19 protein-coding genes are annotated in these 16,053 nt (G+C 56.9%); 5 read left to right on the top strand and 14 right to left on the bottom strand.

The annotated features are described in order from the left end of the window. Positions 1-15 precede the first annotated feature (15 nt). The 7 genes from nusB to glyA are packed head-to-tail and all read right to left on the bottom strand — an operon-like array spanning position 16 to position 5,112. Entirely contained in the window at positions 16-483 is a 468-nt protein-coding gene (nusB, locus tag B3527_RS04100; protein ID WP_290478856.1) for a transcription antitermination factor NusB, read from the bottom strand. Next, positions 480-908, bottom strand: a complete 429-nt coding sequence (gene ribH / locus B3527_RS04095) for a 6,7-dimethyl-8-ribityllumazine synthase (protein WP_206990411.1) — start codon at positions 906-908, stop codon at positions 480-482. Before ribH ends, nusB begins: the two co-directional genes overlap by 4 nt. Continuing rightward, entirely contained in the window at positions 908-2,035 is a 1,128-nt protein-coding gene (gene ribB, locus B3527_RS04090) for a 3,4-dihydroxy-2-butanone-4-phosphate synthase (RefSeq protein WP_290478857.1), read from the bottom strand. Before ribB ends, ribH begins: the two co-directional genes overlap by 1 nt. An 8-nt stretch (positions 2,036-2,043) precedes the next feature. After that, the gene (locus B3527_RS04085) at positions 2,044-2,661 is read right to left on the bottom strand and encodes a riboflavin synthase (protein WP_290478858.1); all 618 of its coding nucleotides are present in this window, start codon (positions 2,659-2,661) and stop codon (positions 2,044-2,046) included. 22 nt (positions 2,662-2,683) lie between these two features. Next, positions 2,684-3,331 carry a RibD family protein gene (locus B3527_RS04080; RefSeq protein WP_206990408.1) on the bottom strand — a complete coding sequence of 216 codons (648 nt, stop codon included), beginning with the start codon at positions 3,329-3,331 and terminating at the stop codon, positions 2,684-2,686. Further along, complete coding sequence (gene nrdR / locus B3527_RS04075) at positions 3,328-3,798, bottom strand: transcriptional regulator NrdR (protein ID WP_206990407.1); 471 nt, start codon at positions 3,796-3,798, stop codon at positions 3,328-3,330. Before nrdR ends, B3527_RS04080 begins: the two co-directional genes overlap by 4 nt. 6 nt (positions 3,799-3,804) lie before the next feature. Further along, the gene (gene glyA / locus B3527_RS04070) at positions 3,805-5,112 is read right to left on the bottom strand and encodes a serine hydroxymethyltransferase (RefSeq protein WP_290478859.1); all 1,308 of its coding nucleotides are present in this window, start codon (positions 5,110-5,112) and stop codon (positions 3,805-3,807) included. A 222-nt stretch (positions 5,113-5,334) separates the two neighbouring features. Here glyA and B3527_RS04065 point away from each other — a divergent pair, with 222 nt between their 5' ends. Next, positions 5,335-5,760, top strand: a complete 426-nt coding sequence (locus B3527_RS04065; RefSeq protein WP_206990405.1) for a MucR family transcriptional regulator — start codon at positions 5,335-5,337, stop codon at positions 5,758-5,760. A 13-nt stretch (positions 5,761-5,773) separates the two neighbouring features. On the opposite strand, the gene hemA is transcribed toward B3527_RS04065, so the two are convergent. Both hemA and B3527_RS04055 read right to left on the bottom strand, forming a co-directional pair. Then, positions 5,774-6,991, bottom strand: coding sequence for a 5-aminolevulinate synthase (gene hemA, locus B3527_RS04060; protein WP_290478860.1), 1,218 nt, complete (start codon positions 6,989-6,991; stop codon positions 5,774-5,776). Positions 6,992-7,094: 103 nt separating this feature from the next. Further along, entirely contained in the window at positions 7,095-7,886 is a 792-nt protein-coding gene (locus B3527_RS04055) for a class II aldolase/adducin family protein (RefSeq protein WP_206990403.1), read from the bottom strand. 170 nt (positions 7,887-8,056) lie between these two features. On the opposite strand from B3527_RS04055, the gene B3527_RS04050 reads away from it, so the two are divergent. Together B3527_RS04050 and B3527_RS04045 are read left to right on the top strand one after the other, a co-directional pair. Then, the gene (locus B3527_RS04050; protein WP_206990402.1) at positions 8,057-8,821 is read left to right on the top strand and encodes an NAD kinase; all 765 of its coding nucleotides are present in this window, start codon (positions 8,057-8,059) and stop codon (positions 8,819-8,821) included. Positions 8,822-8,996: 175 nt separating this feature from the next. Continuing rightward, entirely contained in the window at positions 8,997-9,461 is a 465-nt protein-coding gene (locus B3527_RS04045) for an Hpt domain-containing protein (protein WP_290478871.1), read from the top strand. Here the strand turns inward: B3527_RS04045 and B3527_RS04040 are convergent, their stop codons facing one another. Together B3527_RS04040 and B3527_RS04035 are read right to left on the bottom strand one after the other, a co-directional pair. Then, complete coding sequence (locus B3527_RS04040; protein WP_206990400.1) at positions 9,462-10,301, bottom strand: alpha/beta fold hydrolase; 840 nt, start codon at positions 10,299-10,301, stop codon at positions 9,462-9,464. Positions 10,302-10,325: 24 nt separating this feature from the next. Beyond that, positions 10,326-12,014 (bottom strand): alpha/beta fold hydrolase, encoded by a 1,689-nt coding sequence (locus B3527_RS04035; protein WP_290478861.1) that lies wholly within the window; start codon positions 12,012-12,014, stop codon positions 10,326-10,328. Between the two features lie 155 nt (positions 12,015-12,169). Here B3527_RS04035 and B3527_RS04030 point away from each other — a divergent pair, with 155 nt between their 5' ends. Further along, positions 12,170-12,802: a TetR/AcrR family transcriptional regulator gene (locus tag B3527_RS04030; RefSeq protein ID WP_290478862.1), complete on the top strand. Its 633-nt coding sequence runs from the start codon at positions 12,170-12,172 to the stop codon at positions 12,800-12,802. Between the two features lie 54 nt (positions 12,803-12,856). On the opposite strand, the gene B3527_RS04025 is transcribed toward B3527_RS04030, so the two are convergent. Beyond that, positions 12,857-13,801, bottom strand: a complete 945-nt coding sequence (locus B3527_RS04025; protein WP_290478863.1) for a phasin family protein — start codon at positions 13,799-13,801, stop codon at positions 12,857-12,859. Between the two features lie 143 nt (positions 13,802-13,944). Between B3527_RS04025 and B3527_RS04020 the strand changes: the two genes are divergently transcribed. Then, positions 13,945-14,646, top strand: a complete 702-nt coding sequence (locus tag B3527_RS04020; RefSeq protein ID WP_206990396.1) for a dienelactone hydrolase family protein — start codon at positions 13,945-13,947, stop codon at positions 14,644-14,646. On the opposite strand, the gene phoB is transcribed toward B3527_RS04020, so the two are convergent. After that, positions 14,643-15,329 carry a phosphate regulon transcriptional regulator PhoB gene (gene phoB, locus B3527_RS04015; protein ID WP_034812767.1) on the bottom strand — a complete coding sequence of 229 codons (687 nt, stop codon included), beginning with the start codon at positions 15,327-15,329 and terminating at the stop codon, positions 14,643-14,645. The two genes, B3527_RS04020 and phoB, sit on opposite strands and share 4 nt — an antisense overlap. A gap of 26 nt (positions 15,330-15,355) precedes the next feature. After that, entirely contained in the window at positions 15,356-16,048 is a 693-nt protein-coding gene (gene phoU / locus B3527_RS04010; protein ID WP_034812765.1) for a phosphate signaling complex protein PhoU, read from the bottom strand. Positions 16,049-16,053: the final 5 nt, after the last annotated feature.

The following is a 16,053-nucleotide window of genomic DNA, read 5'->3' as shown; positions in this document are numbered from 1 at the left end:
CATCCGCCAGTCCGGCTATTTGCGCAGGTCCTTGGCCAGATTATCCAGCACGGCATTGGCAAATTTCGCTTCCTGCTCGTCGAAGAAATCATGCGCCAGAGACACGTACTCATCCAGGATGATGGCGTTCGACAAATGTTGGTGCGCGATGAATTCAGCGGAACCCGCGCGTAAAAGCGCGCGCATGGTTGCATCGAGCCGGGTCAGCTTCCATCCATTTGCAAGCCTCCCAAGGATCGCCTTGTCGATGGCTGCCTGATGATCAACGACCGCGTTCACGATAGATTTGAAAATATCGGGATCGGCTTCCTCGATCGGTTCTTCATTCGGACCAATGCCGAGCCGGTCTTCCATGAAGGCGCGAATGGTCGCGCGGGCCGACTTGCCGGTCTGCTCCATTTCATAAAGCGCCTGAACGGCTGCGAGGCGCGCTCCCGCCCGCCTCGCCCGTGTAACCTCGAAGGGAATATTATGGTCGTTCACCGAATGAGTTCCTTACGGAATTTGATCATGGCCAAACAGGCGTCTGCGGCATCCTTGCCCTTGTTTCCGCGCTTGCGGTCAGCGCGGGCGAGCGCCTGCTCTTCATTCTCGACAGTCAGGATGCCGTAGCCAATCGCCTGACGACGCTGCACGATCAGATCCATCAGACCGCGGGCGCTTTCACCACAGACATAGTCGTAATGGCTGGTTTCGCCCCGGATCACGCAGCCCAGTGCCACAGCGCCGTCAAACCGGCCACTGTCGGCCGCCATAGCAATCAGGCCCGGCAGCTCGAACGCGCCCGGCACTTCCATGACCGTCACAGTCGCGCCAGCAGCTTCAAGAGCTTCCAGTGCGCCAGCTTCCAGCTCATCGGAGATGTGCTTGTAGTATTTCGAAATGGCGACAAGAACGCGGTCTGCCATCAGTTGTTCTCCTCATGAAGATTGCGCCACCCCTCTATCGTCAGGCCGTAGCCGTCAAGGCCTGCCAAGCGGGTGGGCTGCGTTCCGGACAGGTAGATCATGCGACGTACGCCCAAATCCCGCAGAATTTGAGCGCCGACACCGTATTCACGAATGGGCGCGGTCGGATCGGGGGCCACTGAGGGCTTCAGGCCGAGCCGCTCGGCAATGATGTTCGGCCGCATCGTGTTCACGAACACGACAACGCCCGGTTCTTCAGCGTCAGCAATCACGCGCATCGCGCGCTCAACCAGGCCGTGTCTTGGGCCGTTTTCTCCCAGCACGTCCGACAGGATGTCCATCCGATGCACCCGTACCAACGTTGTGCTGTCCGTCGTGATGTCCCCGTGAACGATGGCGATATGTTCCGAATTGTCGAGGGCATTGCGGAAACAGACCGTCCGGAACCCTTCCCCGTAACCGGAATCGAGCGGCGCTTCGACGCGGCGCTCCATGAACCGGTCATTCTTTCGGCGCCAGGCGATGAGGTCGGCAATCGTGCCGATTTTGAGATTGTGCAACTGGGCGAAGGCGATCAGTTCGGGAAGGCGGGACATGGTGCCGTCTTCATTCATGATTTCGCAGATCACACCGGCCGGATAGAGGCCGGCCATGCGGGAAATATCTACCGCCGCCTCTGTATGCCCGGCGCGGACGAGTGTGCCGCCTTCGCGCGCAATCAGCGGGAAGACGTGTCCGGGTGATACGATGTCCTCATGATCCTTGGTCGGGTCGATGGCGACGGCGATTGTCCGGGCACGATCATGGGCCGAAATACCCGTCGTGACGCCGTCTTTCGCTTCGATCGAGACCGTGAAGGCCGTTCCCATGCTTTCCCGATTGTTCCGGGTCATCATGTCGAGGTTCAGCGTATGCGCGCGCTCCTGACCCATCGCCAGGCAGATCAGGCCCCGGCCGTGACGCGCCATAAAGTTCACATGTTCCGGCGTGGCAAAATTGGCCGGAATGATCAGGTCGCCCTCATTCTCCCGGTCCTCTGCGTCGACCAGGATATACATCCGGCCATTGCGGGCATCTTCGATGATTTCGTCAATCGAGGAGATTGCTTGATGAAATTCGCTGCTCATATCTGCCCTTATCCCTTCGGCGCATCCGCGCCGATCATCCGCGCCACGTAGCGTGCCAGCATGTCGATCTCAAGATTGACGCTGGAACCGGGCTGCAACTGGTTGAGTGTAGTCACCTCCCAAGTGTGGGGAATGATCGCCAACTCGAAATCACCATTCGGCAGGGCTTCAGCCACGGTCAGAGACACACCATTTACCGCCGCTGACCCCTTGGTCGCGAAGTAGCGCGCGATCTGTTCAGGTGGCCGTATGGTCAAACGGTAGCTTTCACCTTCCGGTTCGACGGAAACTACCTGACCGACACCATCAACATGGCCAAACACGAAATGGCCGCCCAACTCGTCGCCGAGTTTCAGGCTCTGTTCCAGATTGACGTGAGATCCAACCGTCCAGTCACCTAGAATCGTCTTGGAAAGTGTTTCCGGCACGGCTTCGGCGGCGAACCACGCGCCGCGCTCGCCCTGCCCCATATCCACGACCGTCAGGCATACGCCCGAATGCATGATGGACGCGCCCAGGGTGATATCTTCCAGCTTGTAGCGGCTTTCGACCTCAAACCGGCGAAGCCCATTGCGGTCCTCCACGGATCGGACGGTCCCGACATCGGTAACGAGGCCTGTAAACATTTTCCTGCCCTTAGTTTCTTATTTAGACCCTTACATAGGTGTCCAGGACATCAACCCCAATCCGTTCCGTAGCGATAGCGCGCCAACGTGACGCTTCGCCCAGATTGGAGAGTCCCAGCGCGGCGAGCGCTGGCAGGCCGTCTCCTCCGATCAGGATGGGGGCGCGAAACCAGGCAATTTCGTCCACAAGCCCTTCCCGAATGAAGCTGGCCGCCAGCGTGCCGCCCCCTTCTATCAGGAGAGATGCAATTCCTTCGATCTCAGCGCGATGAAGGAGGTCATTCACGTCCACGCGAATGCCTTTCCCGCAGCGCCAGATATCCACGCCGCTCGCTGCGAGGATATCCTGCGGCTGGCCATTGGTTGCGACAACAACGCGTCCGGATGAAACAGACTGGACCAGTCTGGAACTGCGCGGTGTGCGACCTTGAGAATCTGCGACGATCCGGATGGGTTGGGTTTTGGGGAGCGGAACTGTTCGGGCGGTCAGCAACGGATCATCGGCGAGTACCGTGCCCACTCCAACCAGAACCGCATCATGCGCGGCGCGCATCTCATGTGCCCGTGCGCGTGACTCACTGGTCGTGATCCACTGGCTCGTCCCATCGGACAAAGCTATGCGGGCATCCAGCGATGTAGCGATCTTAAGGGTGACTTTCACCCCGCTCATTCAGGATCGCTCTCTTCTTCCAGCGATGTCTGCTCAATGAATTGAGCGAAATCGTTCGGATCCCTGAAATCCTTGTAGACACTTGCGAACCGCACATAACCGACCGGATCGACTTGCCGCAGCGCCTCCATGGCAAATTCGCCCACTTCATTGGACGTCACCTCGGTTTCGCCACCGCTTTCCAGCTTGCGCGCAATACCGGACACCATTTGGTCGATCTGTTCCCGATCCACGGGGCGTTTCCGCAAGGCGATGGTGATCGAGCGCGTCAGACGGTCCCGGTCAAACGGCACGCGTTTGCCATCCCGCTTCACCACCATGATCTCGCGCAACTGAACACGTTCAAACGTCGTGAACCGCGCACCACACGCCTCACATACACGCCTGCGACGGACAGCCGTGTTGTCTTCAGCCGAGCGGCTGTCCTTCACCGATGTATTCTCGGAACCGCAGAACGGACATCGCAAGGTCTATCAGCCTCCCAATCCATTATAGATCGGGAACTGCGCCGTCAGGCCTTTCACCTCTTCGCGCACCTTGTCTTCTGCTGATGTGCTTTCGCCGGACGCAACCGCGTCGACAATCTCGCCAATCCAGTTACCGATCTGCGTGAACTCATCCTCGCCGAAACCGCGAGTCGTTCCGGCTGGCGAGCCCACACGAATACCGCTGGTGATCATCGGCTTTTGCGGGTCGAAGGGTACGCCGTTCTTGTTACAGGTGATGAAGGCACGCTCGAGCGCATGCTCAGCGTCGCGACCGGTCACATTCTTCGGTCGCAAATCGATCAATGCGACGTGCGTATCCGTACCGCCAGAGACAACGTCCAGCCCGCTGGATTTGCAAGCCGCAGCCATAGCGCGCGCATTTGCAACAACTTGAGCCGCATAATTCCTGAATTCTGGCTGAAGTGCCTCTCCGAAGGCTACCGCCTTGGCCGCGATGACATGCATCAGCGGTCCACCCTGAATGCCGGGGAAGATGGCTGAGTTGATCTTTTTCGCGAGCGCTTCGTCATTGGTGAGGATCATGCCGCCACGCGGGCCACGCAATGTCTTGTGCGTTGTTGTCGTCGCGATATGCGCATGGTCCAGTGGGTTCGGATGCGCGCCGCCGGCAACGAGACCAGCAAAATGCGCCATGTCCACGAGGAACAACGCCCCAACCTCATCAGCGATTTCGCGGAATCGTTTGAAGTCAATTTCACGAGGATAGGCAGAGCCACCCGCGATGATCAGCTGCGGGCGGTGCGCCTTGGCAAGGCGCTCCACTTCCACGAAGTCAATTCGATCATCTTCCCGACTCACACCATACTGAACGGCGTTAAACCATTTGCCGGACTGGTTTGGCTTGGCACCGTGGGTCAGGTGACCACCTGCGTCCAGGCTCATGCCTAGGATCGTATCGCCCGGCTTCAGCACCGCATTGAACACACCCTGATTAGCCTGGCTGCCGGAATTCGGCTGCACATTGGCGAATCCGCAATTGAACAGCTTCTTGGCCCGCTCAATCGCCAACTCTTCCGCAATGTCCACAAACTCGCAGCCACCGTAATATCGCTTGCCTGGATAGCCTTCAGCATACTTGTTCGTCAGCACCGTTCCCTGAGCCTCCAGCACGGCTTTGGAAACAATATTCTCTGACGCAATCAGCTCGATCTGCTGCTGCTGACGGGTACGTTCCTTCCGGATCGCATCGAACAGCTCGGGATCACGATCTTCCAGAGATTGGCTGAAAAATTCCGTGGTATCAAACCGGGCGGGCTGGGCTGTGTCTGCCATGGGCGAATCTCCTGCTGGGTCTTGCGCTATTTACGCTCAGGCGGGTCCCGCCGCAACCGCCGGTGCGTGCTGGGCCCACAATATCGCACCCTGCATGCACAATTTGAGAGATTGTGTCGGGATTGTCGTGCAAATACTTGAAGAACTATGGTATTTAGCAGTTTAGTTGGGGCGCGATTGTGCAGCTGAATATCCAAATACCTGACAGAGTCTTGGTGGGCCATGAGTGAATACGAGTCATCTGACCTGCTCGACATGACTGCCGAGATTGTCTCGTCATATGTGTCGAACAACCAGGTCGAAGCAGATGCGCTGCCACAGCTCATCACGAACATCTATGAGACGGTTTCCGGGCTATCGAAAGGCGCGGAGCCTGCAGCAGATACTCAGGAACCAGCAGTTTCAATTGCGAAATCCATCACACCGGACTTCCTGATCTGTCTCGAGGATGGCCGGAAGCTCAAGATGCTGAAGCGATATCTTCGATCCAAATTTGACATGACGCCCGAAGACTACCGCGCGAAATGGGGATTACCATCCGACTACCCGATGGTTGCGCCAAACTACGCAAAGCTGCGCTCAAAGCACGCCAAACAGATCGGGCTTGGCAAGAAGGCACCGCCCGCACCCAAGAAAAAAACCAAATAGTCGAAAAACCGGATCAGGCTGCCTTGTCGAGGCCGAGCTGCTTCCAAACAGCCAGGATCGCAGCCACCAACTCATCCATCATGACTTCGTCATGCACAGGGCTCGGCGTGAAGCGCAAACGCTCCGTACCCTTCGGGACAGTCGGGTAATTGATCGGCTGCACATAGATACCGAAATCGAACAGCAATGTATCGGACAGCGCCTTGCAGCGCTCCGGATCTCCCACCAGCAATGGTACGATATGCGTGTCAGTGTCGATCATAGGCAGGCCGGCATCGCGGAATTTCTGCTTCAGCTTGGCAGCGTTCGCCTGATGGATCCGGCGCAATTCCCGTCCCGCATCCGTCCGCAGTTTCTGAATGCTGGCCAGCGCACCCGCCGCCATTACGGGACAAGTGGATGTCGTGAAGATAAAGCCTGAAGCCATTGAGCGGATGGCGTCGACCACGGTCTCGTGGCTGGCAATGTAGCCGCCCATGACACCATAAGCCTTGCCAAGCGTGCCCTCGATGATGTCGATCCGATCCGCCAGACCCCACATCTCCGCAACGCCGGCGCCATTCTGGCCATACATGCCAACCGCATGCACTTCGTCCAGATAGGTCATCGCATCGAATTCATCGGCCAGATCGCAAATTTCTTCCATCCGGCCGAAATCACCGTCCATGGAATAAACGCTCTCAAACGCGATCAGCTTCGGGCGATCCGGATCATCATTCGCCATCAGCGCCCGCAGATGATCCACGTCGTTATGCTTGAAGATGCGACGGTCTGCACCTGAGCGACGAATGCCTTCAATCATCGAAGCGTGGTTCAACGAGTCGGAATAAATGATCAGGTCAGGCAAAATCTTGCCCAAGGTCGACAATGTCGCCTCATTGGAAACGTAGCCGGATGTGAACAGGAGCGCTGACTCCTTGCCGTGCAAATCTGCCAGTTCGCGTTCAAGATCGACATGGTAACGAGTCGTGCCGGAGATGTTACGCGTGCCGCCCGAACCTGCACCGAAACTATCGATGGCCTCATGCATGGAATTGATGACGTCTTCGTCCTGGCCCATGCCAAGATAGTCATTGGAGCACCAGATGGTGACTTCGCGCTCGCCGTCCTCGAACCGCGCCGTCGCCTTTGGAAACCTGCCCTTGTGACGGTGCAGGTCTACAAATACGCGATAGCGGCCTTCGCCGTGAATCGAATTAAGCGCGTCCTCGAAGGCCTTCAGATGCTTCATCTGTTTCGTTCCTGATCTTTTCCGAGCCTACATAGTGGCCAAAATGACGATTGATAATGGCTCCATACGTCGCGGACCGCTTTTGTCGCATACGGGATTACCCCTAGGCGTCATAGCCCGGCATTTCGCGATCCAGCTTGCGAAGCAGCGCCGGCCAAACCAGTTTTTCCGTCACCATGTTCATGCCGGAACTGTGTTCTGTCATGCCGCCCTGCCCGGCAACCTTCTGCTGAAGATCAGATTCGCACTCCAACACACCGTCGCGCCCAGCCGAAAGCGCCATGATCTGCATGTTGCAGGCACGCTCCAGAAAGAACATCCGCGTAAATGCAGACGCCGCCGTGTCGCCGACCGTCAGCGTACCGTGGTTGCGCAGAAGCATTGAATGTTTCTTGGGGCCCAGATCGGCGACGAGCCGCTCACGTTCGTCTAGGTCCAGCGCGATACCTTCATAATCATGGTAGGCGATGTCCTCACGTACAATCATGGCGGTTTGGCTGAGTGGCATCAGGCCTTCCTTCTGCGCCGAGACAGCAACGCCCTGATCGGTGTGGACATGGATCACGACCTGCGCATCGTCGCGCGCATCATGGATTGCCGAATGGATGGTGAAGCCGGCCGGATTGATAAAGCTATCCGTCTCCTGGACGACGTTGCCTTCCAGATCGACTTTCACGAGCGAAGACGCCGTAATCTCCTCGAAGAAATAACCATATGGGTTGATCAGGAAGTGATGGTCCGGCCCAGGAACGCGATGAGAAATATGCGTGAAAATCAGATCGTCCCAACCATGCATCGCGATCAGGCGATACAGCGCAGCGAGGTCCACGCGAGCCTGCCACTCTTCTGCGGATACAGAGGAACGAATATCTAATTTGTGCGCGCCGTCGGCCATGATTGAATCTCCCAGATATGTTTTGCTGGCAAACTAGCGGAAAATCCGATCACAGGCCAGAAAAAGCTGACACCCGCGTCAACTTGGTGGACTCGCACTATCCGGTGCACGCGGCGGTATGCCAGAATCCGCCTTGACGCTTCCACCCTTCGCAAAGCAGATGGGCCACCATGAGTGGTCTACGTCTGCACTTTTACGCTTCCAAGCGCCCAGAAGCCCAGGACGCGCTGTCTGTCCTGACCAAAAAGTACGGCCAGTGCAGCGAGGATGATGCCGATGTGATCGTTGCGCTCGGCGGCGATGGGGCAATGCTGGATTCGTTGCGGCGTCAGTTTGAAGGGGGTCAACCGGTATACGGCATGAACCGTGGCACGGTCGGCTTCCTGATGAACGAATTCAACGTCGACAAACTCCCCGACCGTATCAACTCAGCCGAACGCGCCGTCATCTCGCCCCTGCGAATGACCGTTCGCGACGTACATGATCACGAACACCGCGCCCTTGCGATCAATGAAGTATCGATGTTTCGCCAGACGGCGCAGACGTCGAGGTTCAAGATCACAATCGACGGCAAGATGCGGATGGACGAGCTGGCCTGTGACGGTTTGATGGTCGCAACGCCAGCGGGATCCACGGCCTACAACTTGTCCGCACATGGCCCGATCCTGCCGATCGGAGCTGGCCTGCTCGCCCTCACGCCTGTCAGCGCCTTCCGGCCGCGCAGGTGGAAAGGCGCCCTACTTCGGCGCGACGCGCATGTACGTATTGATGTGATCGCTCCGATCCTGCGTCCGGTTGCCGCTGCCGCGGACAATCAGGAAGTGCGCGACATTGTCAGCGTGGACGTTCAAGAGGACCGGCGTCGGCTTACCATGCTGTTCGATCCAGGGCATGCGCTTGATGAACGCATCTTGCGGGAACAGTTTGGTTTCTGAAGCGATTTCAAAGACCTTCGGTCAGGAAAACGTTAAGGCTTGGACGATACGATTACCCGAACGATAGGGAATCGCGATGCTCAAGGCTCTGATAAACAAACTGAAACCCAATGCTGGCGCGAAGAGCGACCAGCCAGCTACCTCAATAACTCCGGATATCAGCCGAGTGATAAAGATGGCCCCCGTTGCGCCAGTAGGTGATGCCGCTGTTGCTGCATCGGACGCCGGTCACGATCCGGACGAGCTCGGGGATAGAGCAGAAGCCGCGGTCGAAGACCTGTCATCTCGTTTTGACGCGTGGATGCAGGCGGACCTTGATCGTTTGAAGAGTGCCTGGGGAGCCGCCAAGACTTCCGGAGCCAGCCATGCGGACTACAAATTACTCGAAACCTGCGCGCACAATATTCGCGGTGTTGCCACATCATACGGATATCCCGCGGTGTCGCGCCTTTGTGGGTCGCTCTGCAGGTTGCTGTCTGAAACTGAGCCAGGCGAGAATTCTGCGCTGATCAATCTCCATGTCGAGGCCTGCATGGCCGCTTTTGGATCGATTGGCCGGGGTGACGCGGCCCAATCGGTCGCGAACGCAGTGTGTGATGCTCTTGAAGAGCGGGTCGCCGTGAAGACAGCAAAGACCTGATCAAGCCGCAGCTTTCGGCTCACTTTCTGACCTGATCAGAAATTCCCGTATCAGGTCGGCGGTCTCTTCAGCGCGCGTCACAAGAAACAGATGCCCCCCGCCCTCAATGACTTTCAGCTCGGCGTCAGGCAGGGCCACCCGTAATATATGGCCATTGGCGACAGGCACGATCGTGTCCCGGTCTCCCATCAAAACCAATGTCGGCATTGTCAGAAAGCGGATGAATGGCAGACTCGACCAGCCGACAAAGGCCAGCAACTGGTAGATATAACCTTTGGGGTCTGGCGGCAGGAGATTGTCGATATGGCTGCCAGCCTCTCCATCGACGGCTTCGCCATAGAGCGACTCGAAACTCTTCCGCATGAATTCCGGGTCCGAGTAGCGTCGTGTGTCCACCATTTTGGAGAGCGACTTCGGGTGGCCCGGAATCATCGTCATCCCGGCTGTGGTCGCGCAAAGCACCAGTTTTCCGACGCGGCGGCGATACTGAAAGGCGAATTGTTGCGCCATGGCCCCGCCCCAGGACACGCCCATCACGTCCACTTCTTCAATATCGTGCAAATCCAGAAGCTTGCGGGCCCAACGTGCCAGCATCCAGGGGCGATAAGGCCAGCTGGTCACGGGACTCAAGCCAACGCCGGGCACATCAAAGGTGATGATGTCCCGGTCCGGAAACATGTCGCCAAGACCGAGCGTCAGTTCCAGATTGGCTCCAATGCCATTGAAGAACAGCAAAGTCGCCTGCCTCGAATTGGACGCCGATGTCCATCGCGCTGTGCGCAATTCGATACCGTCTACGTCTTGTGTCTCGATGATCGGCATGCGTTTCGGCGACGTCATGAAGGCTCCCGTGAGATTTTCGGCCTATTCGTCAAACACGTAATGGCCCGGCGCGTCATAGAGAGCCGGGAATGCCTCACCACCGCAAGCGCGGGGCGCAGCTTTCAATGTCCCCGAGCGCTCTTTTAGCCACTCGCCCCAGACAGGCCACCAGCTGCCAGATTCTTCTGTTGCCTTTGCCGCCCAGGTATCGGCATCCGCGTCCAGGTCCGGGTTGCGAAGCATCTTCGCCTTCGGATTGCCTGGTGGATTCAATAGGGACTGGATATGTCCGCTGGAAGACAACACGAATTTTATACTCTGTGATCCGAGGAGTTGAGTTGTGCGGTAACACGCCTTCCACGGGGTGATGTGATCGGTCAGGCCCCCAACCACAAAAGCGTCGGCTGTCACTTTCGTCAAATCAACTGCGTGTCCAGCCACTTCAAACTCGCCCGGGTGACTGAAAGGCTGGTTCAGCCCCATGTCGAGATAGTCCGAATGCAATTGCGCCGGCAAGTTCGTGGAGTCGTTGTTCCAGAACAGGATGTCGAAGGGCGGCGGATCCTCGCCCATCAGGTAGTTATTCACCACATAGTTCCAGACAAGATCATTCGGACGCATCCAGGCAAACATGCGTGCCAGATCATCGCCTTTAAGGATGCCTTTGCGTCTGGAATATTTCCGGGCGACCTCTAGGCTCTGATCAGACACAATCTGCCCCATCTCACTATCTTCCCGCTGGGGATCCAGGACACATACCATGAAGGTCAGCGAGTTGATGCGGTCGTCACCTGCTGCTGCGAACAGACTGGCCAAAATCGCCGCCGTGATACCGCCCGAACAGGCGCCGGCGATATTTATCTTCCTGGATCGCGTGACCTTGCGGATAACTTCGCTCGCCTGGATCAAGCTGTCGATATAGGCGCTCATGCCCCAATGCGCGTGCTCTTTCTGAGGATTGCGCCAGGACACAACAAAGGTCTGCATTTGCTGCGCCATCAGGAACTGGACCATTGAGATCGCGGGAGACAGATCCATCGCATAAAACTTGTTGATCTGTGGTGGGACGATCAGAACTGGCGTGCGGTGAACCTTGTCGGTAACTGGCTCGTACTGGATCAGTTCCAGCATCTCATTTTTCCAGATCACCTTGCCGCGCGACATTGCGAGATTCTTGCCGACCTCGAAGGGTCGCTTGTCTACCTGACTCGGCAAACCACCATTTTTTGTGATATCCGTATACGCATTCTTCAGCCCCTTCAGCAGGGACATGCCTCCTGACTCCACCACTTTCTTGCTGGCGGCCGGATTGCCGAGCAGGGTGTTGGTGGGCGCCAAGGCGTCAGTAATCATGCTGGTCAGGAACTTCGCCCGCGCATGTTCCAACTCCGTCATGCTGAGATTGGCCACCCAGTCATTCAGATGCTCCTGAGTCGACAGATAAGCCTGCATACCGCGCTTGTAGAAGGGGTTCTCAGACCAGGTCGAATCCTTGAAGCGGCGATCGCGAGGATCTGCCGCCCGATCGGACCTGCCCATCAAGATCTTCGCGCCGTCAGCTGCCATCCGGCTGGCAGCTTTCGCTGTAATGGCGGGATTTTTCATGGTCGAGCGCAACATCATGGCTACTGCGCCGACCATCTCCTGCGGGTCGGAACCGGACAAGAACGGGTTCACGTCCTTGAATGCCGTAGCCGCCTTGTTTGCGTAGTCTTTCTTCGGGCGCGTCATGCCCCTCTCCCCTTGGGTCTGCCCAGTCATTCCCACCAAACGTGGCGACTGGATCTTTTATTGGGCCTCTTTCGCATTCGGAAAAAGGTTACATCAAAATTTCAAATAAAATTCGTTCCATAGTGAGAATTGCGTGTCAAACACCATATCAGACCATGAAAACACGCGATCGCATACTTCACGTTAGTTTGCTTCTCTTCAATGAAGAAGGAGAAGCCCAGCAGACGGCTGTTGATATTTCGAATGCGCTCGATATCAGCCCTGGCAACCTCTATTACCATTTCAAGGGCAAGGACGCGATCATCCATGCCCTGTTTGACCGGTTCGAGGACGAGATGCGCATCATCCTGAGCGGGTCCCGTGGCCGGATTACCAGTCTGGAGGACAGCTGGGTCTACCTCTACATCATTCTCGAAGAAATTTACGACTTTCGGTTTTTTTATCGCGATCTTGGACTATTGCTCGATCGGTATCCTGACCTTGCCAAACGGTTCAGATCCATCCTGTCGCGGATGCGGACCGCGCTTGTTGATGTGCTGGATGAATTGACCGCGGGATCGGTGTTGCGGCTGGATCCGCGTCTGAGAGAAGTTCTGACAGACCAATTCATGACGACCCTGACCTTTTGGTTGGCGGAGGATCATTTGAATGCGGACAGCCATGATGGGCCAACCTTGATCCACAGGACTGTGCTTCAGGTCATGTGCCTGTTGCCACCCTATATGGGTGACCGGGGTGTGGAGACGCTGACAGATCTCTTCGAGCATTACGACACCGTCGTCGCATAAGAAAAGGGCGGTCCCTCACGGAACCGCCCTCACCAGTTTCATGATTGTGCCGGACTACTTCATCAGCACTTTGGCTTGTTTGACCCATTCATCGCGGGCGATACGGCCACGCGCCATTATCTTGGCGTCCAGGGCCTGAATGTCTGCCGCCTTGAGCGCGGCGATATCGGCAAAGCTCTTGATACCCGCCGCTTTCAGCTTGGCGGCTAGTGCAGGGCCGACCCCTGTCATGAGCGTGAAGTCATCCGCCTTGGTTGACGCGGCAGAGGCCGGTTTTGCCTTTGCGACAGGCTTGGCTTTTGCAGATGTCTTCGGTTTAGCCTCCGCTGGCTTTGCGACGGCGTCCTGAACAGCCTTTGATGTGCGTTGGGCCGCCTTCTTGCTTGTCTTAACAAGATCCGCACCGGACTCCGTTGCCACAGCTTCGATCTCTTCGGTCAGCCGTGAAATACGCTGCTTCAGATCATTGCTGCGGTCTTTGGTTTTGGACCGAGCCTTCGAAACCGTTTCAGCAACTTCGTCTTCCAGTTTGTCGAGCTTGGCGGCGAGCTTGCCACCTTTCTTGCCGAGGCCCTTCACGCCCAGCAAGTCGCGCATGCGTTCCATCCGAGCTTCGAACTCGTCACGTGCCTGAGTCTGGAATTCGCGGGCGACGCTGGCATATTTGGCCGCGTTCTTCGAAGCGTTCTGAACAACATCATTGTCCTGAACGCGTGCGCGGACGTCATGCTCAATCTCTTCGCCACGCTTGACGAGGTCTTCGAACAATTCGGTGGACTGCTTGTTGAACGTCTTCGTATTGGCGATTGCCTTGTCATAGGCTTTGCCATAGGCGCCTACGCCTGCGAGCCAGATCTTGTGTGCCATGTCGGCCGTGTTTGGCTCAGGCGCTTTGGTAGCCTTCTTTGCCTTGGCTGGCTTCTTGGTGGATTTGGAGGCTTTTGCGCTCGCGGCTTTTGCCGACTTCGCTTTCGCCTTCTTCTCATTTTTCTTGGCCATGTGTGGCGCTCCTTTATCCGTAAGTTTCAATGGGACAGGACGTATCGAAAATTCCTAGAATCTTCATACTAATCGCTGCCCCCCTTGAAACAGAGGACCGAATGCCCTGTATCTGACAGGCACACACCAAGGAGAGCAATGACATGAGCGAAGTTGATTACACTGTCGATGGCAAGACCTATGAGGGCTACTTCCTACGCCCAAAGGGCAAGGATACAGCTCCAGTCGTCGTGATCGCCCATGCATGGGGCGGCCTGGGCGACAATGAGCGCGAGAAGGCCGAACGCATAGCAAAGCTTGGTTATGCCGCTTTCGCCATGGACGTCTATGGCAAGGGAAAGCGCGGAACGACGGTCGAAGAGAACCAAGCCCTCATGAATCCTCTTGTTGGCGACCGGGCCGAATTGCAGAAGCGCCTTGCAGGTGGCCTTGCTGCCGCAAAGCAACAAGTGGGTGTTGACCCAACGAAAGCGGCAGCCATCGGCTTCTGTTTTGGGGGTCTCGCCGTTCTGGACATGGCTCGCGCCAATCATGAGGTTCTGGGCGTAGCCTCATTCCACGGCCTGTTCCGCCCAGCCGAAAATGTGCCGGCACCGAAGATCACCGCGAAAGTGATGATCGAGCATGGCTGGCATGATCCAATGGCCACTCCGGAAGACGTGATGGCCATTACGAAGGAACTGGACGGGTCAGCTGCGGACTGGCAATTGCACGTGCACGGTAATTCCATGCACTCCTTCACGACGCTTGGCGCTGATAGCAAGGAAATGGGTACGGTCTACAACGCAGATGCAGACCGTCGCAGCTTTGAAAACCTCGAAAACTTCCTGACTGAACTTTTCTAGTCAGCTCGAAGGGCATACCCGGCGGAGCGGACGGTCCGGATCGGATCGTCCCCGCCTTCCTGACGCAATGCCTTGCGCAGACGCCCAACATGCACGTCTACGGTTCGCGCCTCGACATAAACGTCCGAGCCCCAGACTGTGTCGAGCAATTGCTCGCGTGAAAACACACGTCCCGGATGCTGCATGAAATAGTCCAGCAAGCGAAACTCGGTCGGCCCGAGATGGATATCCTGCCCATTCCGGGCGACCTTGTGCGCGACCCGGTCAATCTCGATATCCCCTACTGTAATTCGGTCATCCTTCAGGCCGGGACGAATACGGCGCAACACGGCGCGAACACGCGCCATCAATTCTGTCGTTGAAAAAGGCTTGGTGACGTAATCATCGGCGCCGGTATCGAGCCCCCGAATGCGGTCACTTTCTTCGCCCCGTGCGGTCAACATGATGATCGGCAAGTTCGGATTGGCCCCGCCACTGCGGATCCGACGGCAGACTTCGATGCCGCTGACCTTGGGAAGCATCCAGTCAAGCAACAGCAGATCCGGCGCGCGTTCCTCGATCATCAGCATCGCTTCTTCGCCATCGCTGGCAATTGCGACCTCATAGTCCTCTTTCTTGAGGTTGTAGAAAAGCAACTCCGAAACGGCGCTCTCATCTTCAGCGATAAGCACATAGGGCTTCATGACAGATCCTCTTGTCCTACGTCTTTTCAGACGCCCGTATTGGGGGCTTTCGGGCGCTCATGGGGCATGAGATATTCGCCAGTGATTTGAAAGTAAATGAATTCTGCGATGTTCGTGCAGTGGTCGCCGATGCGTTCAAGGTTTTTGGCCATGAACAACATATGCGCTCCAGCACCGATGGTGCGCGGATCCTCGATCATGTAAGTGATCATTTCCCGGAACAATGAATTATAGTGCTGGTCGATGTCGTCATCGCTTTCCCAGACCATTTTGGCGGTCTCGGCATTGCTGGTCGCATAAGCATCCAACACGGAATGCAATTGCAGTGACACCGGGCGTGCCATGCGCGCTACGCCGTGGCGCATCATGGACGGGACAGCATCATCCAGCATCAGGGTGCGTTTGCCGATATTCTTCGAAAGATCACCAATCCGCTCCAGCTCACCCGCCGTCTTCAGCGCCGCAAAGACCGACCGCAGATCGTGAGCCATGGGCTGGCGGCGCGCGATCAAACTCACAATCTGGCGCTCCACTTCTTCTTCCAGCCGGTCGACACTGGGATCGCGGGAGATCACATCCTTTGCGAGTTCCTTGTCATTGCGGTCTACCGCCTGGCAGGAATCCAGGATCATCGTTTCCACAATGCCGCCCATACGCATGAGATCGGCAGCGATCTTGTCGAGCTCGTCTGTAAATGCTGAGACGATGTGATCTGCCATGCAGT

Source organism: Hyphomonas sp. UBA4505 (assembly GCF_002388685.1).
Taxonomy (GTDB): domain Bacteria; phylum Pseudomonadota; class Alphaproteobacteria; order Caulobacterales; family Hyphomonadaceae; genus Hyphomonas.
Note: the sequence above shows the minus strand (reverse complement) of the source record. Positions and strands in the feature narration are given on the sequence as shown.